The sequence below is a fragment of the Streptomyces sp. NPDC111802 genome (assembly GCF_055634335.1).
On record NZ_JBVKCZ010000003.1, the window covers coordinates 319,209 to 341,820 of the forward strand.

Consider the following 22,612-nt stretch of genomic DNA (forward strand, 5'->3'; position numbering starts at 1 on the left):
CGATCACGCACGGTGAGCAGTCCCGGTAGTCCCGGTTCGATCAGTCGAGCACCGGCAGCTGGATCACCCCCGTGTCCTGTGGTGTGCTGACCACGGTCACCGGCTTGATCCCCCGGTTCCCGAAGTACGCGTCGTCACTCGCCGCGATCACGAAGCGCAGCCGGTGCCCCTTCTCGTACCGGTGCACGATCCCGGGCAGGGTCACGGTGAAACTCCTGGTCACGTCGGGCACCCGCACCGGTGCGACCAGCCGGTGCACCAGCGTCCGGGTGCCGTCCGGCGCGACGTCGTACAGCTTGGCGAACAGGACGAGCTTGTCGGCGGCGTCCCCGGAGTGCTGGGTCCGCTCGGCCTTCGGGGAGACGACCCGCAGCGTGGCCCGGGGCGCGCCGACGACGTCGGTGGTGCGCGCGAGCGGCTCGCTGGTCCAGGCGAGATGGGTGCCCGGGGTGTCGTACGGCGCCCGGTCCGGGAGGCCGATGAGCCCGGCGAGCGAGCTCTCCGAGTGGCTGGTGGGGACGAGCCAGTTGGTGTACGTACGGCTGCCGCGCGTCACCTTGCCGCGGTTGTCGACGAGCTTGCCGTCGCCGGAGAGGTAGAGGGTCTCGCTGAGCGCGGGGACGCGGTCGGCGGTGGCATAGGTGTGGTTCGGGTCGGTGATCCAGTCGCGGTAGTAGGCGAAGGCGGGTCCGGTGTCGACGTGGTTCTCGCGGAGGTAGCGGTCGAACCAGGCGAGGATGCGCCGGCCGACGTAGCTGGTCTCCAGGTTGCCCTGGCCGAGGTTGAGTTCGCCGGAGGCGGGGTCGCTGATTCCGCCGCTGTGGCCCCAGGACTGCCAGATCAGCTTTGCCGGAGTCCCTTGGGCCTTGAGCGTCTTGTACGTCGCCGTCGCCTCGTTGAGGTTGAAGAGGCTGTCGGCCTGGCCCTGGACCAGCAGCGTGGGTGCCTTGACGCGGTGCAGATACGACACCGGCGAGACGCTGCGGGCGTAGGCGAGCAGCTCGGCCGTCTGTTTCGCCGGATAGCGGCCGGAGTTGAGGGTGCGGATCGTGTCGCAGGCCTTGGTGACGAAGTGCAGACAGGCCATCGAGTTGATGCGGGAGGGGTCGAGGTTCGGCTCCAGCAGGGGCTGGCCCTCGCCGATGAGGTAGAAGCCGTTGGCCCACTGCCACTTGAAGGCGCCGGGGACGTTGCCGCTGCCTGCGGCGTTGTTCGGGTCGAGGGAGTACGCCAGGTCGTGCCAGGTGATCATCGGCACCAGTGCGTCCAGGCGCCGGTCGACGGCGGCCGTGGCCAGCTGGACGGCCCCGCCGTAGGAGCCGCCGACCATGCCGACGCGTGGGTCGCCGGGGGCGTCGAGGGTGACGAAGTCGGCCCTCGTGCCGTCGTCGGCGGCGCGCTTGCCGCCCAGGAAGTCGATCAGGCCGGAGGCGGCGACGCCGTCGACGGTGGGGTCGTCGAGCGAGATCAGACAGCCGGACCTGCCGAAGCCGAGCCCGGAGTAGACGAGGGAGACGTATCCGCGTTCGGCGAAGGCCTTGCCGACGACGTCGGTGGAACCGTCTGACTTGCTGCCGCCGAAGCCGTTGGTGGCCACGACGGCGGGCGCGGGGTGGGCGCGGTCCACGCCGACGGGCCGGTACAGATCGGCGTCGACGGTGCAGGTGCGACCGCCCGCCTGGACGGTGAACTTCAGTGCGGTGACGGTGTACTGGCCGGTCGCGGCGGCGGCCGGTGCGGTGAGTGCGAGGGGTGCGGTGAGGGTGGCGCCGAGGACGAGAGCGAGCGGGGCTCGATATCTGGGCACACGACGGGACACTGAGACCTCCACACTGAGGCACGCTGGGGATGCCCTGCTTACCGACCAGTAAGTACTGGCCGGTTGTCATGGTGTGACACGTGTCAGGCGAGGTCAATCGCCGTGACGGAGGTTTCTTGACGGAGATTCAGTGAAAGGAGCTCAGCGCAGCGCCGGCTCATCGAGAGTCAACGTCCCCGCCTCGGCGTCGAGTTCGGCACTCGCCCCGAAGGGAATCGTCAGCGCACCCTCACAGTGCCCGAACCCGAACTCCTCCACAACGGGCACACCGAAGCCACCCAGACGGTCCAGGAGCAGCGCACGCACCCCTTCGTACGGCTCGCACTCCTGCCACGAGCCGAGCAGCACGCCGCGCACGCCGTCGAACAGACCGGCGCGCAGAAGCTGGGTGAGGTAGCGGTCGAGCCGGTACGTCTCCTCGCCCACGTCCTCCAGGCACAGCAGGCCGCCGGACGCGGAGACCCGGGCGTGCGTGGTGCCCGCCTCGGCGGCGAGCAGGCAGAGGCAGCCGCCGAGCGTGACACCGCGCGCCCGGCCCGGGACCAGCGCGGATCCGGCGGAGGTGATGGCGCGCACCGACTCCGGCTCGAACAGCGTGGCCTTCAGATGCTCCTGCGCCCGCGCGTTCTTGACGAAGTCGACGCCCGCCGCCATCGGCCCGTACAGCGTCGCCAGGCCCAGCCGGGTGGCGAAGGCCTCGTGCAGCACGGTGATGTCGCTGAAGCCGACGAACACCTTCGGCCCGGCCGCGCCCATCGCGTCCCAGTCCAGCAGGTCGACCATCCGCTGCACGCCGTAACCGCCCCGGGCACACAGCACGGCGTCCACGGTGGGATCGCACCAGGCGCCCTGCAGATCGGCGGCGCGGTCGGCGTCCGTACCCGCGAGGTAGCCGAACTCGCCGTGCCGGTCCAGCACATGGGGCGCCACCACGGGGTCGAGGTCCCAGCCGCGCAGCACGTCGAGCCCGGCCTGCAGCCGCTCCTCGGGCACGGGCCCGCTGGGCGCGACGACGGCCACACGGGCGCCGGGGGCGAGCCGGGAGGGCCGGAGCAGTGGCCGTAGCAGTGGCCCTGCCGACCGGGTCACTTGGCGAGCTCCAGATTCGGGATCCCGGGCGGGTTCAGCCCGAAGGCCTGTGCGTACAGGGAGAGTTCGGATTCCAGGACGCGGATCATCGTCTCCGCCCGCCTGAACCCGTGCCCCTCCCCCTCGAAGGCGATGTAGGCGTGCGGCACCCGGCGCCCCTCCATCCTGGCCAGGAACCGCTCGCACTGGGCGGGCGGGCAGATCACGTCGTCCAGGCCCTGCAGCAGCAGGAACGGCACGGTGAGACGGTCGGCGTGCGCGGCGGGCGAACGCTCCGCGTAGCGCGCCGGCACCTCGGCGAGCGGGCCGACCAGCGACTCCAGGTACTGCGACTCGAAGTCATGGGTCTCGCCCGTGCCCCAGCCGGCCAGGTCGAGAATGGGGTAGAGGATCGTGCCGCAGGCGTAGACGTCGGTGGTGGTGAGCGACGCGGCGGTGGTCCAGCCGCCCGCGCTGCCGCCCCGGACGGCGAGCCGGTCGCGGTCGGCGGTGCCCTCGTCGGCGAGGGCGAGCGCGACGGCGGCGCAGTCCTCGACGTCCACCACGCCCCACTGCTCGCGCAGCCGGTTGCGGTACTCCCGCCCGTACCCGCTGGAGCCGCCGTAGTTGACCTCGGCGACGCCGATGCCGCGTGAGGTGAAGTAGGCGATGGCCAGGTCGAGCACCAGGGGCGCCCGGTCGGTGGGGCCGCCGTGCGCCCAGACGACATACGGCGGCGGTGTGTCGGCGGGGGCGACACAGCCGGGGTTGTGGGGCGGGTAGATGTGCGCGTGGATGTCGTTCCCGGCGGGGCCGGTGAAGGTGCGGATCTGCGGCTCGGGGTAGTAGGAGGGGTCCACGGCGTCGTCGTGCGCGGCCCCGACCACCCGGGACCGGCCGGTGCAGGTGTCCAGCTCGACCACCTCGTACGCGCTGCGCGGACTGGCGCCGACGGTGATCACCCGATCGCCGTGCACCGCGAGCGTGGGCGCGAACTCGGTCCAGGGGCCGGCCGCGTCGACGATCTCGCCGGTCTCGGGGTCGAGGACCCCGAGGGCCGTCGAACCACGGCCGTGCACCACGGCGACAAGCCCGCTCGCCAGCGGGGCGAACCACCGCAGCCCCAGCTTCCACAGCGGACCGCCGAACTCCTCCTCGCGCGGGCACAGGGGTTGTCCGTCGCGGTAGAGGTTCCACCAGCCGCTGTGGTCGCTCGTGTACAGCAGCCGGCCCTCGGCCGACCAGTCGACCTGCGCGATCGACTCCTCCGGCCCCCCGGCGACGATCCGCGGGCCGCCGAGCGTGCCGTCGGCGCCGATGTCGGCGACCAGCAGCTCGGTGCCGTCCCACGGCATCCGCGGGTGGTCCCAGGCGAGCCACGCCGCGCGCCGCCCGTCGGGCGAGATCCGCGCTCCGGTCACGAACCGGTGCCGCCCGTCGGTGAGTTCGCGTACGGCGTCCCGGTCCTCGGCCGCGGAGCCGTCCAGCGGCACGGCGGCCAGGACGCGCCGCACATCGGTCGGCCCCTCCCCCGTGAACTCCTCCAGCACGCACCACACTTCACCGAGGTCGAGTCGCAACTGCGGTTCCACCCAGCGCAGTCCGCCGCCCGTGTCGGACACGGGAGTCAGCGGACGGGGTTCGCCGCCCTCCTCGTACCGGTACAGCCGCTGATCGGCGAAGTCGACGAAGACGACGAGCGGCCTGCCGTCGGCCATCGCGCCCGCCCACGGCTGCCCGCCGTACTCGACGACCCGGCTGCGCACGTTCCACGGTTCGGACAGCACCGACTCCTCGGTGCCGTCGGCGCGTCGCCGTACCAGCGTGCGCCGCCCGCCCTCCGTGGGCCGTGGCTCGATCCACCACGCCTCGTCACCGACGAAGCCCACGTACTCGGGCCGCCCGTCGTGCGCCGCGGCGACGGCGGCGTCGATGGGCGAGGGCCAGGAACCGTACGCCAGCGTCCGCACTGTCTCCCCTACTTCGTCTAGGCCGTGCGCAGAAAGCGGTCGAGTACCCGCACACCGAAGTGCAGCGCCTCGACCGGCACCCGTTCGTCGACGCCGTGGAACATGGCCCCGTAGTCGTAGCCCTCCGGCAGCCGCAGCGGCGAGAAGCCGTAGCCGGTGATGCCGAGCCGCGAGAACTGCTTGGCGTCCGTGCCGCCGGGCATGCAGTACGGCACCACGTGGCCCTCGGGCGCGAACTCCTCGACGGCGGCGCGCATACGGGCGTAGGTCGGCGAGTCGACCGGCGACTGGAGGGCCACCTCGTGGTGGTGGAACTCCCAGTCCACGTCCGGGCCGGTGAGTTCGTCGACGGTCGCGCGGAACTCGTCCTCGAAGCCGGGGAGATACCGGCCGTCGACGTAGGCCACCGCCTCCCCCGGGATCACATTGACCTTGTAACCGGCGTCCAGCATGGTCGGGTTGGCGCTGTTGCGGACGGTGCCCTCCACCAGCTTGGCGGCCGGGCCGAGCTTCGCCAGCAGTGCGTCCACGTCGGCCAGGTCGGCGTCGAGGCCGTACAGCGCGGCGAGTTCGGTGAGGGCGGCGCGGACCGTCGGGGTCAGGCGGATCGGCCACTCGTGGGCGCCGATGCGGGTGACGGCGGCGGCGAGGCGGGTCACCGCGTTCTCCCGGTTGGGCTGGGAGCCGTGCGCGGCCCGGCCGCGTGCCGTGAGCTTGAGCCAGCCGGTGCCGCGCTCCCCGGCCGCGAGCGGGTAGATCTGCCGGCCGCCGCCGTCGTGGACGGTGAACGCGCCCGACTCGCTGATCCCCTCGGTGCAGCCCTCGAACAGCCCGGCGTGCCGGTCCGCGAGGAAGCCGGAGCCGTCCTCGGCGCTCGCCTCCTCGTCCGCGGTGAATGCGATCACAACGTCCCGGCGGGGCCGTACGCCCTCCCGCGCCCAGGCCCGGACGACGGCGAGGATCATCGCGTCCATGTTCTTCATGTCGACCGCGCCCCGGCCCCACACGACCCCGTCGCGGATCTCCCCGGAGAACGGGTGCACGCTCCACTCGTCGGCCTGCGCGGGCACCACGTCCAGATGACCATGGACGAGCAGCGCGGCCGCCGAGGGGTCGCTGCCCTCGATGCGGGCGACGACGTTCGTGCGGCCCTTGACGCGCTCCAGCAGGGTGGGCTCCAGGCCCGCCTCGGCCAGCCGCGCGGCGGCGTACTCGGCGGCGGGCCGCTCCTGGCAGTCCCCGCCCCCGCGATTGGTCGTGTCGATGCGGATGAGGTCGGAGGTGAACGTCACGACCTCGTCCAGCGCCTGCCCGTCAGCCATACTGCTCCTCCACCGCGGCCGAGACGATCGTGGTGACCGCCTTGAAGGTACGGATTCCCTCGTACATACGCTCGCTGGTGTACGCCACCTTTCGTTCGCCGATACGTTCGACGCCCGGGACGACGGTGGCGGCCATCGCGAGGTGCTCCGCGTCGAACTCGACGGCGACGGTGAACGGGCCGCCGCTCACCGGCTGCTGACGGACCGCCAGCGCGGCCGCCTCCTTCGCCGCCGCGCGGATGTCGGCGGCGGTCCTGGCCGGTGTACGGCACACGGCGGCGTACCGCGAGACGTGGTCCTTGACGGCGACCTTCAGCGCCTCGGGCGCGTACCCGAGCGCGTCCTCGCAGGCCACGTCGTCGCCGGTGACGAGCACGACGGGCACGCCGTACTCGGCGACGACGTGCGCGTTCAGCAGCCCCTCGCTCGCCCGTACGTCGTTCAGCCACACCCCGGTGATGGAGTTGGCGAGGTAGGTGTGCGCGAGGACGCCCTCCATGCCGGCGCCCGCGTGGTAGCCGACGAAGGCGATGCCGTCCACGTCGCCGTGCTGAACGCCCTCGACCATGGACAGCGACTTGTGCCGGCCGGTGAGCATCTCGGCCCGCTCGTCGAGCCGTTCGAGCAGCAGATTGCGCATGGACCAGTGCGCCTCATTGATGACGACGTCGTCGGCGCCGCCGTCGAAGAATCCCAGCACCGCGGCATTGACGTCCGAGGTGAACATCCCCCGGCACCGCTCCCACTGCGGGGTCCCGGGCAGCACGTCGCCCGGCCAGGTCACACCGGTGGCGCCCTCCATGTCGGCACTGATGAGGATCTTCATGCTCCGTCACGTTACGCGCCCGCGCGAGAACCCGCCACGAAGCGGACGAACGCCGCTTTCACGCCCCCTGGGCCCGCTTGTCAGCCACCGTGTGCGGGCACTACTGTCACGACGCCTTGGTGAACGGGAAATCCGGTGTGATGCCGGTGCGGCCCTCGCCACTGTGAATCGGGAAGTCCGGCTCCGGCCCTCATGGGCAGCCACTGGGTTCTTCGGAACCCGGGAAGGCGGAGCACGGGCGTGTGGTACCCGTCAGCCAGGAGACCGGCCAAGGCGCGTCAACCATCCACGAGGTGCTGGAGAGGGTCTGCTGAGCCATGCACATAGCCGAGGGTTTCCTGCCTCCGGCGCACGCGGTCGCCTGGGGCGTCGCGTCCGCGCCGTTCGTCGTACACGGAGTCCGTTCACTCACCCGTGAGGTCAGGGAGCACCCCGAGAGCACACTGCTCCTCGGCGCCTCCGGAGCCTTCACCTTCGTCCTGTCCGCGCTGAAGCTGCCCTCGGTGACCGGCAGCTGCTCGCATCCCACCGGTACCGGGCTCGGCGCCATCCTGTTCCGGCCGCCGATCATGGCGGTGCTCGGCACCATCACCCTGCTGTTCCAGGCGCTGCTGCTGGCGCACGGCGGCCTGACCACGCTCGGCGCCAACGTCTTCTCGATGGCGATCGTCGGGCCCTGGGCCGGGTACGCGATCTACAAGCTGCTGCGGCGCTTCGACGTGCCGCTGATGGTCGCCGTGTTCTTCGGGGCGTTCGTCGCCGACCTGTCCACCTACTGCGTGACCAGCGTCCAGCTGGCGCTCGCCTTCCCCGACCCGAGCAGCGGATTCCTGGGCGCGCTCGGCAAGTTCGGCTCCATCTTCGCCGTCACCCAGATCCCGCTCGCGGTGAGCGAGGGCCTGCTCACGGTGCTTGTGATGCGGCTGCTGGTGCAGTCCAGCAAGGGCGAACTGACCCGGCTCGGCGTGCTCGTCGCCGGCGAGCGGTCCCGGACCGAGACCGAGGCGGTGGCGTGATGAAGAAGAACACGAAGATCAACCTGTTGCTGCTGCTCGTCGTGGCCGCGCTCGCCGTGCTGCCGCTCGCGCTCGGCCTCGGCGACCACAAGGAGGAGCCGTTCACGGGCTCCGACGGCGAGGCCGAGTCGGCGATCACCGAGATCGAGCCGGACTACAAGCCGTGGTTCTCGCCGCTCTACGAGCCGCCGTCCGGCGAGATCGAGTCGGCCCTGTTCTCGCTCCAGGCGGCTCTCGGCGCCGGTGTGCTCGCCTACTACTTCGGTCTGCACCGGGGCCGGAAGCAGGGTGAGCGGCGGGCGCTGGAGCGGGAGCCCACCGCCGGGGAGCCCAGCGCCGAGGAACCGAAGGCCGGCAAGGTCTGACGCGTGCTGCCGATCGACGCGGCAGCGCACAGCAGTCGCTGGCGCCGCCGTCATCCCGTGGACAAGGCCGTGCTCGGACTCGGCCTCACCGTGCTCGCGATCTCGCTGCCGCCCTGGCCGGGCGCCGCGCTGGTCCTGGTCACCGCGCTCACCGTGCTGCTGGGGCCGGCGGGCGTGCCCGCGCGGCGGCTGTGGCGCGCCTATCGCGTGCCGCTCGGTTTCTGTGTGACCGGCGCGGTCACGCTGCTGGTCCAAGTGGGCGGCCCGGAGGGCTTCGTGTCCCTCGCCGACGACGGGGGGCGGCGCGCCGGGGAACTGCTGCTGCGCACCTCGGCCGCCTCCCTCGGCGTGCTGCTGTTCGCCTTCACCACGCCGATGTCCGATCTGCTGCCCCGCCTGGTGAAGGCCGGGGTGCCCGCGCCGGTCGTCGACGTCGCCCTGGTCACGTACCGCATGAGCTTCCTGCTCCTGGACTCCGTGCGGCGCGTCCGGGACGCCCAGGCCGCCCGGCTCGGCCACACCAGTCGGGCCGCGGAGTGGCGCTCGCTCTCCGGGCTCGGCGCCACCGCGTTCGTGCGGGCCTTCGACCGGGCGACCCGGCTCCAGGCCGGGCTCGCCGGGCGCGGCTACGACGGCACGCTGCGCGTCCTGGTGCCCCAGGCCCGGATCTCCGTCCGCTTCACGGCCGCGAGTTGCGCACTGCTCGCAGCGCTGGCCGCCCTCACCCTCGTACTGGAGAAGGCCCTGCCATGAGCGAGCCCACCGCCCTGGTCGCCCTGCGGGGCGCGTCCTATGCCTACGAGGACGGCCCCGTCGTGCTCAGCGGCCTCGACTTCGACGTGTGTGAGGGGCGCGCGCTCGCGCTGCTGGGCCGCAACGGCAGCGGCAAGACCACGCTGATGCGCCTGCTCAGCGGCGGACTCAAGCCGCACAGAGGCGGGTTGGCGGTGGAAGGGGCGCCGGTCACGTACGACCGCAAGGGGCTGACGCGGCTGCGGACGACCGTCCAGCTGGTGGTGCAGGACCCCGACGACCAGCTCTTCGCCGCGTCCGTCGCGCAGGACGTCTCCTTCGGCCCGCTGAACCTGGGCCTGTCCGACGCCGAAGTGCGGGCACGGGTCGACGAGGCGCTGGCCGCGCTGGACATCACCGCGCTGGCCGACCGGCCCACGCATCTGCTGTCGTACGGGCAGCGCAAGCGCACCGCCATCGCCGGGGCGGTCGCCATGCGGCCGCGCGTGCTGATCCTCGACGAGCCGACCGCCGGGCTCGACCCCGACGGGCAGGAGCGTCTGCTCGCCACGCTCGGCGGGCTGCGCGCGAGCGGCACCACGGTGGTCATGGCCACCCACGACGTCGATCTCGCCCTGCGCTGGGCCGACGACGCGGCACTGCTGACCCCCTCGGGTGTACGCACCGGCCCCGCACCCGTGATGCTGGCCCGCACGGACCTCCTCCGGCAGGCGGGCCTGAGGCTGCCCTGGGGTGTCGCGGCGGCCCGGTTGCTCCGCGCGCAGGGGCTGCTGGACGAGACGGCACCCGGTCCACGCGACGCGGACGAGCTGGCGGCCCTGGCGGCGGCACACCCCACGCCCGCGCTGCCGGCCGACGGCTGACGCAGGTCGTGGATGGGCACACGGGTGATACCTCCGATGACCGCGCGCGAAAGGCGGGGCGGGCCCCCACGGTTCGCTGTTTCATGAGGTCACGTACGACCGAAGTGAGGCAGCATGGCCGACGGCACCACGGACACCCGTCCGTCCGACGGACTGAAAGCCAACGCGATCGGGTTCCTCGACGCACTCGTCATCGGCCTCAACTCCACGTCGCCCGCTTACTCACTCGCCGCGGCCATCGGCCCGGTCGTGGCTCTCGTGGGCATCCGCGCCCCGGGCATCATGCTCGCGTCGTTCGTGCCGATGCTGCTGATCGCGTCGGCGTTCTACTACCTCAACAAGGTCGACCAGGACTGCGGGACGACGTTCTCGTGGGTCACCCGGGCGATGGGCCCGTGGGCCGGCTGGCTCGGCGGCTGGGCCATCACGATGACCGGCGTCCTGGTGGTCGGATCACTGGCGGATGTCGCGGTCACGTTCGCCCTGCTGGCCTTCGGGCTCGACAGCTGGGTCGGCAACGAGTTCGTCCGCCAGCTGCTCACGGTGCTGGTCATCCTGGTGATGACGGCGGTCTGCGTCATCGGCACCGAGGTGTCGGCCCGGATGCAGAACGCCCTCATCCTCGCCCAGGTCGCCTGTCTGCTCGCGTTCGCCGTGGTGGCGCTCTACCGGGTCTACGCCGGGACCGGCACCCTCGACTCCGTCGATCCGTCGATCAGCTGGCTGAACCCCTTCGGCGCGGGAGGCGCCGAGCTGACGGCGGGTCTGCTGCTGGGCGTGTTCGTCTACTGGGGCTGGGAGTCGGCGGTCAATCTCACCGAGGAGGTCGAGAACTCCGCCACCGCTCCCGGCGAGGCGGCCGTGTGGTCGACGGTCATCCTGCTGGTGACCTACGTGTCGGTGGCCATCGCGGTCGTGGCCTACGCGGGGCCGGCGTTCCTGTCCGAGAACGCCGGGGAGGAGGAGTTCATCTTCGCCATCCTCGCCGACGAGGCGATGGTCGGCTGGAACTGGGTCGTGCTGCTGGCGGTCTCGACCTCGGCTCTGGCCTCGACGCAGACCACGATCATCCCCGCCTCGCGCACGGCCCTGTCCATGGCACGCCGGCACGCCCTGCCGGGCCGCTTCGGGCACATCCACCCACAGTTCCGCACACCCGACGTGAGCACGTGGTGGGTCGCGGGCATCGCCATCGCCTGGTATCTCGTCGTCCGCCAGATCAGCGAGAACGCCCTGTTCGACTCGCTGACCGCGCTGTCCCTGCTGATCGCGTTCTACTACGCGCTCACGGGCATCGCCTGCGCGGTCTACTACCGGCGCCATCTCACCGAGAGCCTGCACCACTTCGTGCTCATCGGCCTCGGCCCGCTGGTCGGCGCCGGTCTGCTGCTCTGGCTGCTGGTCGAGTCGGTCGGCGACATGGCCGACCCGGCCAACTCCTACAGCGGCGTCTCGTGGTTCGGGCTCGGACCGCCGCTGGTCATCGGCATCGGCATCACCCTCGCGGGTGTGCTCCTCATGGTCGTGTGGCGTCTGATGGCCCCTGCCTTCTGGTCGGAACGCCCGGAGGTGGCCGACCCCGATCTCGTGCACGGCGACAAGGCGCACTGAGCCGGCATGACGACGACAGCGGCCCTCCAGGCGGGTATGGACCCACCCGGAGGGCCTTCGACGTCACGCCGTCCGGCCCGCCACCACCCACTTCGACGGCAGCTCGATGCGGGTGCCGTCGGGCCCGTACTCCGTGGTGATCAGTGGCAGTTCGCCGCTCGCGATGACCGTGAGGCCGGCCGCGTGCAAGAACTCGGGCACGGCGGCGTCGGCGACCTCACCGGGCGCGATGCCATGCCGGAAGATGGGTGCGAGCTTGGGCGGCGGTCCCGAAGGGCTCTGCGCGAGGCCGACGAGGACGGGCTTCGCCGACTCGGAGAGTTCGACGAGGAAGGCCCGGCCGCGCTCGCCGACCAGGGTGGCGATCTGGTTGACCATCAGCTGCCGGTCCTCCGGCTCCGCCTGGTGCAGCACGCCCCGCATATAGATGTTGGCGTCACCGAGCTCGGCGTGCAGCGTCTCGGCCTCGGTCTTGTCCACCGCGTCGACCATCCGGTACGTCGCCTGCCCGGCGGGGTCGGCGCGGCGGGCGTGGTCGACGGCCTCGGCGGACAGGTCGGCGCCGACGACGCGGGGGAAGCGGTCGGCGAGGAAACGGGTCTGGGTGCCGTTGCCGCAGCCCAGGTCCACCATCGGCAGGCCCGGATCGGTCAGGTGGGGCTCGAAGAGGGCCAGATGGCGTCCGGCGGTCAGGGCCGGCTCCGCGTCCCAGAACACCGCCCCCTGTTCTGCGGGGGCTTCACGCCAGAAGCCCTCCCAGGCCTCTCGGTACCCATTCCTCACGCTCATGACCGACTCCCCAGGTAGCGATGGCGACCCGCCGTGAACTGACGGGCGAGTACGGTCTATCGCGGCCTGGTTTCAGCCACAAGCGCACGGCGCATACCTTCACTCCGCATTCGACAGCCGCACGCCGTCGTACGCCCGTTGAGGGGCACGCGGTCAGCGGCGCGGGAGCGTGAGTTCGAACCAGACGGTCTTGCCGGCGTCGGTCCGGCTGGTGCCCCATTCCCGCGCGAGCGTGCTCACCACGCGCAGCCCGCGTCCGGAGTCGTCGAGGGGGCCGGCGTTGAGCAGGGTCGGCAGCTCGTGGTCGTCGTCGTCCACCTCGCACAGCAGTGTGTCGCCGCGGACGAGGCGCAGTTCGACCGGGCGGCTGTGGGAGTGCCGTACGGCGTTGGTGACGAGCTCGCCGACCAGCAGCTCGGCGGTGTGGGCGAGGCGGGCCAGGCCCCACTCGTGCAGCTGCTCGCGGACGACGGCGCGGGCCCGGGCGACCTCCGCCGGGTCCAGGCCGATCCGCCATGCGGCGACGTCCCGCGGCTCGATGCCGTTGAGACGGGCCATCAGCAGGGCGACGTCGTCCTTGCGGCCGCCGCGCGTGTTGAGGCTGCGGATGATGGTGTCGCAGGCCTCGTCCATGGACGCGGCCGGGTGGGCGGCGGACTCGCACAGGGTCGCGAGGCCGACACCGATGTCTTCGCCGCGCACTTCGACCAGGCCGTCGGTGCACATCACGATCCGGTCGCCGGGCTCCACCCGCACGCGAACCGCCTCGAAGGGCACCCCGCCGACGCCGATCGGCGCACCCGTGGGCAGGTCGAGCAGCTCGCTGCGCCCGTCCTCGGCACGGACCAGGACGGGCGGGATGTGACCGGCGTTGGCGATCTGCAGCTCGCTCGCGATCGGGTCGTAGACGGCGTACAGACAGGTCGCGAGGTAGGTGTCGCCGAGGCGCTGGGCGAGGTCGTCGAGATTGCGCAGGAGCTGTGCGGGCGGCAGATCGAGGGCGGCCATGGTTTGCACGGCCGTACGCAACTGGCCCATCATCGCGGCCGAGTTGAGGCCGTGCCCCATGACATCGCCGACGACGAGGGCGGTGCGGGCGCCGGGGAGCTTGACGGAGTCGAACCAGTCACCGCCGATCCGCCCCAGCAACGTACCCGGCAGATAGCGGGTCGCGATGTCGCAGCCCGCCATGCGCGGCGGGATGTGCGGCAGCATGCTGTCCTGGAGGGTCTCGGCGACGCTCTCCTGGTAGGTGTACATGCGTGCGTTGTCGAGTACGAGGCCCGCGCGGGCGGCGAGTTCGGCCCCGGTCACGCGGTCCATGTCGTTGAACTCGACGCGCTCCGGGTGGCGCAGCAGGATCATGAAGCCGAGCACGACACTGCGGGCCTTGAGCGGTACGACCAGCATGGAGCGGCCCGTGATCAGCGGCCGGATGTCGCGCTTCTCGAACTGCGAGGCGATGGCGTGGCCCATCTGCTCGCTGATGCGCGGCACCAGCACGGGCTCGCCGGTGGTCATGCACTGGAAGAACGGTGTGTGCGCCGGAAAGGGCATGGCCTCGCCGACCGGTACGACGTCGTCCCAGCGGCCGGGTTCGTCGGTGTGCTCGACGGCGACCCGGTGCCACATGGTGGTCGTGTCCGGCACGCCCTCGGCGAACTCCTCACCCGCGACGACCTGTTCGCGCAGATAGGTGCCGGCCACATCGGTGAAGCGGGGCACCACCGCCTTGCTGACCTCGATGATGGTCCGCGCGAGGTCGAGGGAGGTGCCTATGCGGCCGCTGACCTCGTTGAGGAACTCCAGGCGCTCACGTACGGCGGCGTACTCGAGGTCCTCGGCCTCGTCGGCGTACTCCCGCGGTGCGGGTAAGCCCTGGGCGGCGGCCCGGGCGGCCCGCTCGCGACGGGCCCTGCGCTCCACGCGCCGGGGCACGCCCCAGTCGGGGGTGACGGGCACCCGGTCGCTCTGGCTGAACTCCATCACCGGATAGCCCAGTTCGAGGATCTGCCCCACGATGCGGGCGCTCTCCTCGACGCTCATGCTGGGCAGGATCTCGGGGAGTCTGCGGGCGAGTTCGTCGGCGCCGGGGAAGTCGGTGTGCAGGGCGAAGCCGGGTGCCACGCGCTCGTAGCCGGGGTCGTCGTCGCGGTCCTCCTGCTGGAGCCGGCCCACATCGGCGCCGAGCACGAGCATCCGCTCCGGGCCGGGTCCCACCAGCGGGTAGGCCCACCACAGGACATCGACGCGGTCTCGCTCGGGCACGGTGAGACGGGCGCGGCCCGCGGCGGGGTAGTACAGCCGTCCGTCGAGGGAGGTCTCGAGATCGTGGCCGAGTCCGTCGTACGCCGAGTAGGCCCCGTACAGCGACATGTCGTCGTCCTCGGGCAGCGCGCCGGAGACGGGCAGCAGATCGACCGCCGGGCGTCCGATCGCCTCCTCCTTGGCGGCGCCGAACAGGCGTCGTGCGCCGGAGCTCCAGTGGGAGACGAGGCCCTCGCGGTCCACGACGACCACGGCCAGCGGGATGCGTCCGGACACGGCGTGTTCCGTCACCGCGCCGTCCCTCTCGGTGCCACGGTCCATGGCCCAGGCCCTCTCTCCCCAGGGCTCCGCAAGATCTGCGCGCCCACACCACCGTACGGCTCCCTGCCGCGGTGATGTGCGGCAATACGGGAATTGATGTGACGGGATCACAACGACGCGCGAGGGTGCCGAAGTTCCCGTCCGCGCAGCACAGCCCAGGTGCGCGTGGACCGGCCTCAGTCCTCGTGCGCCAGCTGAAGATCGCGTTCCGTACGGCCTCCGCCGGCGACCTGGAGCACGGTGGCGACCGGCGGGTAACCCGCGGCGATGACCGTGTACTCCCCCGTGGACAGGTCGACGAACCGGAAGGTGCCGTCGGGGCCCGTGGTGAGCGTGTCCAGCACGTTGCCGGCCGCGTCGAGGAGCGTCACGCGCGCGTCCTCGACGGGCCGTCCGCCGCCCGCCCGCACGGTGCCGCGCAGCAGGGCGCCGCCGGCGAGTTCGATGTCCTGGCGGGTCTCGCGGGCCGCCTTGACGGTGACGGGGACGGCGGCGGGGCGGAAGGCGGGGGCGCTCGCGGCGAGGGTGTACTCGCCGGCGACCAGTTCGGTGATGACGTAGCCACCCTCGCGACCGCTGCGGGTGGTGGCGACGACCTCGCCCTTGATGTTGGTGAGCGTGACCGTGGCGTCGACGGGCGTGCCGTCCGGGGTGAGCACCTTCCCGGCGAGGCGTCCGGCGCCGCCGAGGACGATGTCCAGTTCGACGGGGCGCTCGCCGACGGTCACGGTGACGGCCCCCGGCTGGTGGCCGCCGGCCGCGGCGATCATGACGTATGTCCCCGGGCCCGGCGTGGCCAGCGCGTACCGCCCGTCCTCGCCGCTCGCGCCGCGTCCGACCTGCTGCCCGGCGATGTCGATGAGCGTGAGCGCCGCGCGCGGGACGACGGTCCCGTCGGGGTGCTGCACGGTGCCGTGGACGGGGACGCCGGCGGTGTGCGGCGAACGGGCCGGGGGGATCTGGGTGTTCACCGGCGCCGATTCCGTCTCCGGGGCCGGGGCGTTGTGGGCCACCAGTGGTTTCTCCTTGAGGAAGAAGGCGATGAGCAGGCCGAGGACGAGCACCGGCACGAGGTAGAGGAAGATGCTCGGCATGGCGTCTGCGTAGGCCTGGATGTAGTCGTCGCGCAGCGCCGGGGGCAGGGTGTGGACGAGCTGCGGGGTGATGGACTCGGCGTCGGGCAGCTCGCCGCCCGGGTGCGCGGGGAGGCGTTCGGCCAGGGCGTCGGCGAGCCGGTCGGCGAACAGGGTGCCGAAGACGGCCGCGCCAACGCTGCCGCCGATCTGCCGGAAGTAGTTGTTGGCGCTGGTGGCGGTGCCGAGGTCGGCGGGGCGCACGGAGTTCTGCACGGCGAGGATCAGGACCGGCATCACCATGCCGATGCCGGCGCCGAGCACCGCCATCCAGAGGCTGTAGTGCAGCCGGGGCGTGTCGATCTCCAGGCGGGACAGCAGCCACATGCCGACGACCGAGAGGGCGCTGCCGAGCACGGGATAGAGCTTGTAACGGCCGGTGTGACTGATGAGCTGGCCGCAGACGATCGAGGCGCCGACGATGCCGCCCATCATCGGCAGCATCAGCAGGCCCGACTCGGTGGCCGTGGCCCCGTCGACCATCTGCAGGTAGGTCGGCAGATAGCTGGCGGCGCCGAACAGGGCGACCCCGATCACGAGGCCCACCAGACCGGTGACGGTGAAGACGGCGTCCCGGAACAGCCTGAGCGGGATGAGGGGTTCGGCGGCGAAGTGCTCGGCGACGAGGAAGAGCACGGCGGCGACGGCGGCCCCCGCGCCGAGGCCGAGGATGACGCGGTCGTCCCATGCGTACTCGGTGCCGCCCCAACTGGTCAGCAGGACGAGGCAGGTGGACGCGGCGGCGAGCAGCAGCGAGCCGAGGATGTCGAGCCGGGCCCTGGTCCCGGGCTTCGGCAGTTTCAGTACGACGGCCACGACGGCCAGGGTGACCAGGCCGAAGGGGACGTTGATGTAGAAGCACCACCGCCAGGAGAGGTGGTCGGTGAAGTAGCCGCCCAGCAGGGGTCCTGCGACCGAGGCGAGGCCGAAGGCGGCACCGATCAGGCCCATGAACCGGCCGCGCTCGCGGGGCGGCACGATGTCCGCGATGATCGCCTGGACCCCGATCATGAGACCGCCGGCGCCGACGCCCTGGACCGCGCGATAGGCGATCAGCTGGTCCATGGTCTCGGCCCGCCCCGCGAGCGCGGAGCCGACGACGAAGACGACGATCGCGAACTGGAAGACACCCTTGCGACCGAGGAGGTCCCCGAGCTTGCCGTAGACCGGCAGGCCGATGGTGGCGGTGAGCAGGTAGGCGGTGATCGCCCAGGACATCCTGTCCAGGCCGTGCAGCTCGCCGACGATCTTCGGCAGCGCGGTGGCGACGATCATCTGCTCCAACGCGGCCAGCAGCAGCGCGAGCAGCAGCGCGAAGAAGATCAACCGGACCCGGCGCGGGCCGAGTTCGGTCACCTGCGCCGGTACGGGAGGGGGGACCTCCGGGGGCGCCGCGGCCGGTTCGTGCTGTACCAGAGTGCTCCCGCCCACGTACCGCTCCCCTCGTCGCGCTGCTGCACAATTCCCGCTTAAGCGAACAACTACGAGCAAGCGCGACGAGTTACGGAACAGGGTCGGACGACGAAGAGATCCACTCGATCCGGTGAGGCGGCCAACGACCGCCCGTGATCAGTGGGTTGAAGGGACCTCCGGGCTACTTCTCGACCTCGGCCGCGAGCTTGGTGAGCAGCTCGTCGTAGATGCGGCCGAGCCCCTTGGGCGCGAAGGTCTTCTCGAAGAAGCCGCCGATGCCGCCGGCACCCTGCCAGGTGGTGGTGACGACGACCCGGGACGTGCCCTCACCGGCCGGGGTGACCCGCCAGACGGTGACCATGGAGGAGTTGCGGTCCTTCTCGACGAGCTCGCCGTCGGTGGGCTCGGTGACCTCCAGAAGGCAGTCGCGCACACGCTTGCTGGTGGCCTGGAGCTTCCAGTGGACGAGGGTGCCCTCGCCGTCGCCGCCCTCACGCACCTCGTACTCGCTGAAGTGCCCGGGCAGCAGCTTCCGCCGGGTGCCGCTGTAGTCGGCGAGGGCGTCGAACACCTTCTCCGCGTCCGCCGCGACGACACGCTCCGTAGTGGCCTCGACCTGCGCCATTGACTTCCTCCAGGACCAGAGTTCTCGGGGTTGGGGCAAGCCAACCACCCCGCTCCCGGCCCGCCCAAATCGGGGTCCCGAACTGTTCCCCGAAGCGGTCGCACAGTGATCGAAAACGAAGCCGGGAGATAGGTCGCACGATCAAGGGAACATGTGTTCTATTCTGGGGTCAGTGCTACCGAGGAGGCGTCATGCGCTGGGAGAACCTCACCCTGGAGTCCGACCACAGCCGGGCCGACTCCGCGCTGTTCGGCGCGGACGCCGTGGTGACCCGCACCTTCGACACGCCCGAGTTCGCCGGGATCACGTTCCACGAGATCCGGGCCCGTTCGATCATCAACCGGGTACCGGGCGCCTCGCGCGTGCCCTTCGAGTGGACGGTCAACCCCTATCGGGGCTGCTCGCACGCGTGCGTGTACTGCTTCGCCCGCAAGACCCACAGCTATCTGGACCTCGACACCGGTCTCGGCTTCGACTCCCAGATCGTGGTCAAGGTGAACGCGCCGGAGCTGCTGCGCCGCCAGCTCGCCTCGCGCCGCTGGCAGGGCGAGCACATAGCGATGGGCACGAACGTCGACTGCTACCAGCGCGCGGAGGGCCGCTACCGTCTGATGCCGGGCATCCTCGCCGCCCTGCGCGACCACGCCAACCCCTACTCGATCCTCACCAAGGGCACGCTCATCCTGCGCGACCTGGAGCTGCTGAAGCAGTCCGCCGAGGTGACGGACGTCGGTATCTCCGTCTCGGTCGGCTTCACCGACCCCGAGCTGTGGCGCACCGTGGAGCCGGGTACGCCCGCCCCCGAGCGGCGTCTGGACGTCGTACGGACCCTGAGCGAGCACGGGCTCGGGTGCGGTGTGCTGATGGCGCCGGTGATTCCGTTCCTGAGCGACGACCCGGCCCAACTGCGGGCCACCGTGCGGGCGATCGCCGCCTCAGGGGCCACCTCCGTCACCCCGCTGGTGCTGCATCTGCGGCCGGGGGCCCGGGAGTGGTTCATGGCCTGGCTGGGCCGTGAGCACCCGCATCTGGTGCGCCGCTACGAGCGGCTGTACGCGGACGGCGCCTACGCGCCGAAGTGGTACCAGCGCCGGATCACCCGTCAGGTCCACGATCTGGCACAGGAGTACGGCATCGGCCCCACACGCGCGGTGATGCCACGACGGATCCCCGAACCCCAGCCGGCCGAGCCCGCGGCAACCGAACCGACCCAGCTTTCGCTGATCTGAGCGCATCAGGGAGCAACAGGGATGCATCGGGGCGCATCGGGGAGCATTGGAGCGCATCCCTCGACCCGATCGGGTCATGTCCTGATGGAACGAGATGGGAAAACGCGCAGCCGTTCTGTGCGGCACCGCCGTCCTCGTGGCCGGGACCGTGACGGCCGTCCCCGCCCAGGCGCCACGGGGTAACGGACGAGCGGGGCCGTTCCTGGGGGGCTAGGCTCCGGCGCGCACGATGAGCGTGCCGATGTGCCCCTCTGTCGGAGCGTCCAGCACCTTCGCTTCAGTCACGACGAAGCCTGCGCGCAGCAGGTGACGCTCCCACACTTGCGGCTTGTAGCTGTAGCGGTACGTGAACATCGCCTTCCCCGCGAAGCCGCCCTTGTACATGCCCTGGGGACCGTACTCACCGGGGATCGCCGGCGGCTGAGAGAACACGAACATGCCGCCGGGCTTGAGCCGAGCTCGCACGAGAGGGAGGAGCCGGCCAGGGTCGGCGAACCAGGCCGCGCCGAAGATCGAGTACACGGCGTCGAACGTGTCCTCGCACGCGCCGAGAAAGTCCAGGACCTCGGCGCACTCGAACGTCGCGCCGGTGTCCGCCCACCGCTCGCTGACCTTCTTCACCATGACCGGGGAGAGGTCGACGCCGTGCGCCTCGATGCCCTGCTGCGCGAGATATGCGAGGGCGCGCCCGGTGCCGCACCCGATCTCCAGCACACGGCGCGGACTGCCGAGCAGTTCCGACCCGGGGCCGTGCCCCGCGTACTGGGTCCAGCAGAACACCGGCTCGGCGTCGTTCTTGAAGGCGGACTCGGCGCGCTTCAAGCGGCGCAGCGTGCCGGCGTCCTCACGGACCCACGGGTGCTCGCGGGTGTGCCAAGCGGGTCTTCGCGGCGGCCGTGCGCAGCTCGTCGCCGGTGGGCTGCCGGTCGCCTGGGAGGCCGAGCATCAGCCCCTTGGCGGCCTTGGGCCCTTTGCGCCGGCCGAACTCACCCAGCAGGGCGGCGACTTCCTCAGGGTCCTCGACGACCGTCGGGACGGCGCCGTGGTCCTGGCCCCGGATGCGTAGCCGGACGGGGGACCCTTCGCGCATGCTGGGGATCCAGCCGAGCTGGGAGGACATGGCGAGCACCGTGCCGGGATCCCAGTCGAAGTAGCCGATGGGGACCGTGAATTCGCGGCCCGTCCTGTGCCCCTTGTACGTGAGCAGCATCAGGCGCCCGCTCAGCGGCTTGTGGAAGCGGGAGGCGAGCAGCGGCCGTACGACCTTGTTGGCGGCTCAGAAGATCTTCACCAAGGGTGGCCTGGCCGTGTTCGCCGCGGGCGTGCCGGAGGTGCTCACCAGATGCCGCCGGGGACAGTGTGGACGATCTCGACCTGGTCGCGCTTGGTGTACGCATCCCAGTAGTGCTCGGCGATGGTCTCGGGCTCGGTGCCGGGACCGCTGCCGATGAACACCCCGATCGCCACGTGTGCGACGTGCACCCCGTACTCGGCGAGGTCGACGCCCAGGGCCATGGCGTAGTTGCGCAGGGCCGCCGCCGCGACGCCGACGCTGCCGAACGCGCCGCCGATCGGCCGGACCGAGGAGGCGCCCGTGGAGAACAGCAGGGTGCCACTGCCGCGTTCGAGCATGGCGGGCAGCACCTGACGGACCGCGGCAACCGCTCCGTACAGGTAGTAGTCGAGCTGCTTGTGGAGGTCCAGCGCCGTGGCGTCGACGGCGGCGGCGCCGGCGAACGTGGGGTCGGCGGGCGAGTACTCCAGTACGTCGACGGCCCCGAACCGGTCGGCGACCGCGGCGAGCGCCGACCGCAGCGAGTCGGGACGCGTCACGTCCGCAGCGAAGCCCGCGGCCTCGATGCCCTCCTCGGCGAGCCGCGCGGCGAGCGCGTCGAGCTTGTCCTGGGTCCGGGAGACCAGGGCGACCTGGAAACCCTCCCTTCCGAAGCGGCGGGCGATGGACAGGCCCAGGCCTGGGCCTGCCCCGATGACGGCGATGACGCGCATGGGTGGTACTCCTCCGGTCGACGGGCTGGACGGATGAGGGGCCAACTCCCGCCACGACAGCGGTCGGGACTGAAAGTCGAGGGCAGCCTCATGTTCTGGAGCGTAGCAGAGAACATGAGGCGCCCCTCCGGTTGGTAGCCTGAGTGACATGGCCATCGACCCTCCGTCCGCCTCCGCCGGGAACCCGGCCCCTGTCCGCCCCCTGCGGCGCGACGCGCAGCGCAATCGCGAGGCCCTGCTCACCGCGGCCCGCTCCTGCTTCGCCGAGCAGGGCCTGGAGGCACCCCTGGAGCAGGTGGCCAAGCGAGCCGGGCTGGCCATCGGCACGCTGTACCGGCACTTCCCCACCCGGCTGGACCTGGTGCAGGCGACCTTCGCCGAGAAGCTGGCCCTCTGGCGGGAGGCCGCCGAGAAGGCCGTCACCATGGATGACGCCTGGGCGGGGCTGTGCCACTTCCTGGAGACCATGTGCGAACTCCAGTCACAGGACCGGGGGTTCAACGATCTGGCCTCCATGCGGTTGCCGGAGAGCGCCTGCCTGGCGGGTACCCAGACCCGCATCCGTGAACTCGGTGTACACATCGTCGAGCGTGCGCAGGAGCAGGGCAGCCTGCGCCCCGACCTCACCCCCGAGGACCTTGCCTTCGTCATCTGGTCGCACAGCCGCGTCACCGAGGCCACCCACGCCATCGCCCCGGACGCCTGGCGCCGCCACCTTTACCTTCTGCTCGACGGCTTCCGAACCGACCGCGCCCACCCGCTACCGGCACCGCCGCTCACCGAGGAGCAGCTGTACCGCGCCATGATCAGCCTCGGCGGAAACGGGGCCTGCGGCGCTTGACCGTCGGGACGCGTCGTTGTCTCAAGGCGCCGCGGGGGCCCCTTCCCGCGACCATGTCGAGCCGGTACGCGTTCCGTCCCCGCGACGCAGAGTTCGCGGAGGCGTTTGGTGACCGCCGCGTGCACCGGCGACACGGCGTGCGTCTCGAAGGCCGCCTCAGGGCTGGCCACCCGCTATGACAAGACACCCGAGAGCTATGCCGCAGGACTCCACCTGCGCGGGTCCACCCTCTGGTTACGCAGCCCCAGCCCTCCCGTGACCTCAACTCAGAACAGGCCCTAGTACTGCAACGGTGCTTGCCGTGACTGCTGGCCAGTTCGCTCGTTGGTGTGGTCATGGGTGGGGACCATGCTGGTGTCAGGTTGTGGGCGGG

At 71.3% G+C, this 22,612-nt stretch carries 19 protein-coding genes and 1 riboswitch; of the genes, 7 read left to right on the forward strand and 12 right to left on the reverse strand.

What is annotated here, in order from left to right:
* Positions 1 to 40: 40 nt before the first annotated feature.
* The 5 genes from ACZ7NC_RS04770 to ACZ7NC_RS04790 form a co-directional block, all read right to left on the reverse strand.
* Positions 41 to 1,831, reverse strand: a complete 1,791-nt coding sequence (locus ACZ7NC_RS04770) for a CocE/NonD family hydrolase (protein ID WP_471484873.1) — start codon at positions 1,829 to 1,831, stop codon at positions 41 to 43.
* 129 nt (positions 1,832 to 1,960) lie between these two features.
* Positions 1,961 to 2,908: a S66 peptidase family protein gene (locus ACZ7NC_RS04775; RefSeq protein ID WP_471484874.1), complete on the reverse strand. Its 948-nt coding sequence runs from the start codon at positions 2,906 to 2,908 to the stop codon at positions 1,961 to 1,963.
* Positions 2,905 to 4,857 carry a prolyl oligopeptidase family serine peptidase gene (locus ACZ7NC_RS04780; protein ID WP_471484875.1) on the reverse strand — a complete coding sequence of 651 codons (1,953 nt, stop codon included), beginning with the start codon at positions 4,855 to 4,857 and terminating at the stop codon, positions 2,905 to 2,907. Before ACZ7NC_RS04780 ends, ACZ7NC_RS04775 begins: the two co-directional genes overlap by 4 nt.
* A gap of 17 nt (positions 4,858 to 4,874) precedes the next feature.
* Positions 4,875 to 6,179 carry a M20/M25/M40 family metallo-hydrolase gene (locus tag ACZ7NC_RS04785; RefSeq protein WP_471484877.1) on the reverse strand — a complete coding sequence of 435 codons (1,305 nt, stop codon included), beginning with the start codon at positions 6,177 to 6,179 and terminating at the stop codon, positions 4,875 to 4,877.
* Positions 6,172 to 7,005 carry a M55 family metallopeptidase gene (locus tag ACZ7NC_RS04790; protein WP_471484879.1) on the reverse strand — a complete coding sequence of 278 codons (834 nt, stop codon included), beginning with the start codon at positions 7,003 to 7,005 and terminating at the stop codon, positions 6,172 to 6,174. Before ACZ7NC_RS04790 ends, ACZ7NC_RS04785 begins: the two co-directional genes overlap by 8 nt.
* Positions 7,006 to 7,105: 100 nt before the next feature.
* Positions 7,106 to 7,292: riboswitch (cobalamin riboswitch) on the forward strand.
* A 30-nt stretch (positions 7,293 to 7,322) separates the two neighbouring features.
* Here ACZ7NC_RS04790 and ACZ7NC_RS04795 point away from each other — a divergent pair.
* The 5 genes from ACZ7NC_RS04795 (at position 7,323) to ACZ7NC_RS04815 (ending at position 11,613) form a co-directional block, all read left to right on the forward strand.
* A complete protein-coding gene (locus ACZ7NC_RS04795) occupies positions 7,323 to 8,021 on the forward strand; it encodes an energy-coupling factor ABC transporter permease (protein WP_471484881.1) in 699 nt (232 codons plus the stop codon).
* Positions 8,021 to 8,386 carry an energy-coupling factor ABC transporter substrate-binding protein gene (locus tag ACZ7NC_RS04800; protein WP_471484883.1) on the forward strand — a complete coding sequence of 122 codons (366 nt, stop codon included), beginning with the start codon at positions 8,021 to 8,023 and terminating at the stop codon, positions 8,384 to 8,386. Before ACZ7NC_RS04795 ends, ACZ7NC_RS04800 begins: the two co-directional genes overlap by 1 nt.
* A gap of 3 nt (positions 8,387 to 8,389) precedes the next feature.
* Positions 8,390 to 9,139, forward strand: coding sequence for a cobalt ECF transporter T component CbiQ (gene cbiQ, locus ACZ7NC_RS04805; RefSeq protein ID WP_471484885.1), 750 nt, complete (start codon positions 8,390 to 8,392; stop codon positions 9,137 to 9,139).
* Entirely contained in the window at positions 9,136 to 10,002 is an 867-nt protein-coding gene (locus tag ACZ7NC_RS04810; protein WP_471484886.1) for an ATP-binding cassette domain-containing protein, read from the forward strand. Before cbiQ ends, ACZ7NC_RS04810 begins: the two co-directional genes overlap by 4 nt.
* Before the next feature lie 114 nt (positions 10,003 to 10,116).
* Positions 10,117 to 11,613 (forward strand): APC family permease, encoded by a 1,497-nt coding sequence (locus tag ACZ7NC_RS04815; protein ID WP_471484888.1) that lies wholly within the window; start codon positions 10,117 to 10,119, stop codon positions 11,611 to 11,613.
* Positions 11,614 to 11,676: 63 nt separating this feature from the next.
* On the opposite strand, the gene ACZ7NC_RS04820 is transcribed toward ACZ7NC_RS04815, so the two are convergent.
* The 4 genes from ACZ7NC_RS04820 to ACZ7NC_RS04835 form a co-directional block, all read right to left on the reverse strand.
* Entirely contained in the window at positions 11,677 to 12,402 is a 726-nt protein-coding gene (locus ACZ7NC_RS04820; RefSeq protein ID WP_471484889.1) for a class I SAM-dependent methyltransferase, read from the reverse strand.
* 153 nt (positions 12,403 to 12,555) lie between these two features.
* Positions 12,556 to 14,991, reverse strand: coding sequence for an ATP-binding SpoIIE family protein phosphatase (locus ACZ7NC_RS04825; protein WP_471484890.1), 2,436 nt, complete (start codon positions 14,989 to 14,991; stop codon positions 12,556 to 12,558).
* 176 nt (positions 14,992 to 15,167) lie between these two features.
* A complete protein-coding gene (locus ACZ7NC_RS04830; protein ID WP_471484892.1) occupies positions 15,168 to 17,555 on the reverse strand; it encodes an MFS transporter in 2,388 nt (795 codons plus the stop codon).
* 163 nt (positions 17,556 to 17,718) lie between these two features.
* Positions 17,719 to 18,162: an SRPBCC family protein gene (locus ACZ7NC_RS04835; protein ID WP_471484894.1), complete on the reverse strand. Its 444-nt coding sequence runs from the start codon at positions 18,160 to 18,162 to the stop codon at positions 17,719 to 17,721.
* Positions 18,163 to 18,353: 191 nt separating this feature from the next.
* Here ACZ7NC_RS04835 and ACZ7NC_RS04840 point away from each other — a divergent pair, with 191 nt between their 5' ends.
* The gene (locus ACZ7NC_RS04840) at positions 18,354 to 19,391 is read left to right on the forward strand and encodes an Rv2578c family radical SAM protein (RefSeq protein ID WP_471484895.1); all 1,038 of its coding nucleotides are present in this window, start codon (positions 18,354 to 18,356) and stop codon (positions 19,389 to 19,391) included.
* A gap of 210 nt (positions 19,392 to 19,601) precedes the next feature.
* Here the strand turns inward: ACZ7NC_RS04840 and ACZ7NC_RS04845 are convergent, their stop codons facing one another.
* The 3 genes from ACZ7NC_RS04845 to ACZ7NC_RS04855 form a co-directional block, all read right to left on the reverse strand.
* Positions 19,602 to 20,213, reverse strand: a complete 612-nt coding sequence (locus tag ACZ7NC_RS04845) for a class I SAM-dependent methyltransferase (protein WP_471484896.1) — start codon at positions 20,211 to 20,213, stop codon at positions 19,602 to 19,604.
* Positions 20,214 to 20,235: 22 nt separating this feature from the next.
* Positions 20,236 to 20,601 (reverse strand): hypothetical protein, encoded by a 366-nt coding sequence (locus ACZ7NC_RS04850; protein ID WP_471484897.1) that lies wholly within the window; start codon positions 20,599 to 20,601, stop codon positions 20,236 to 20,238.
* 125 nt (positions 20,602 to 20,726) lie between these two features.
* A complete protein-coding gene (locus ACZ7NC_RS04855) occupies positions 20,727 to 21,398 on the reverse strand; it encodes an SDR family NAD(P)-dependent oxidoreductase (protein WP_471484898.1) in 672 nt (223 codons plus the stop codon).
* 148 nt (positions 21,399 to 21,546) lie between these two features.
* On the opposite strand from ACZ7NC_RS04855, the gene ACZ7NC_RS04860 reads away from it, so the two are divergent.
* Positions 21,547 to 22,239 carry a TetR/AcrR family transcriptional regulator gene (locus ACZ7NC_RS04860; protein WP_471484900.1) on the forward strand — a complete coding sequence of 231 codons (693 nt, stop codon included), beginning with the start codon at positions 21,547 to 21,549 and terminating at the stop codon, positions 22,237 to 22,239.
* Positions 22,240 to 22,612 lie beyond the last annotated feature (373 nt).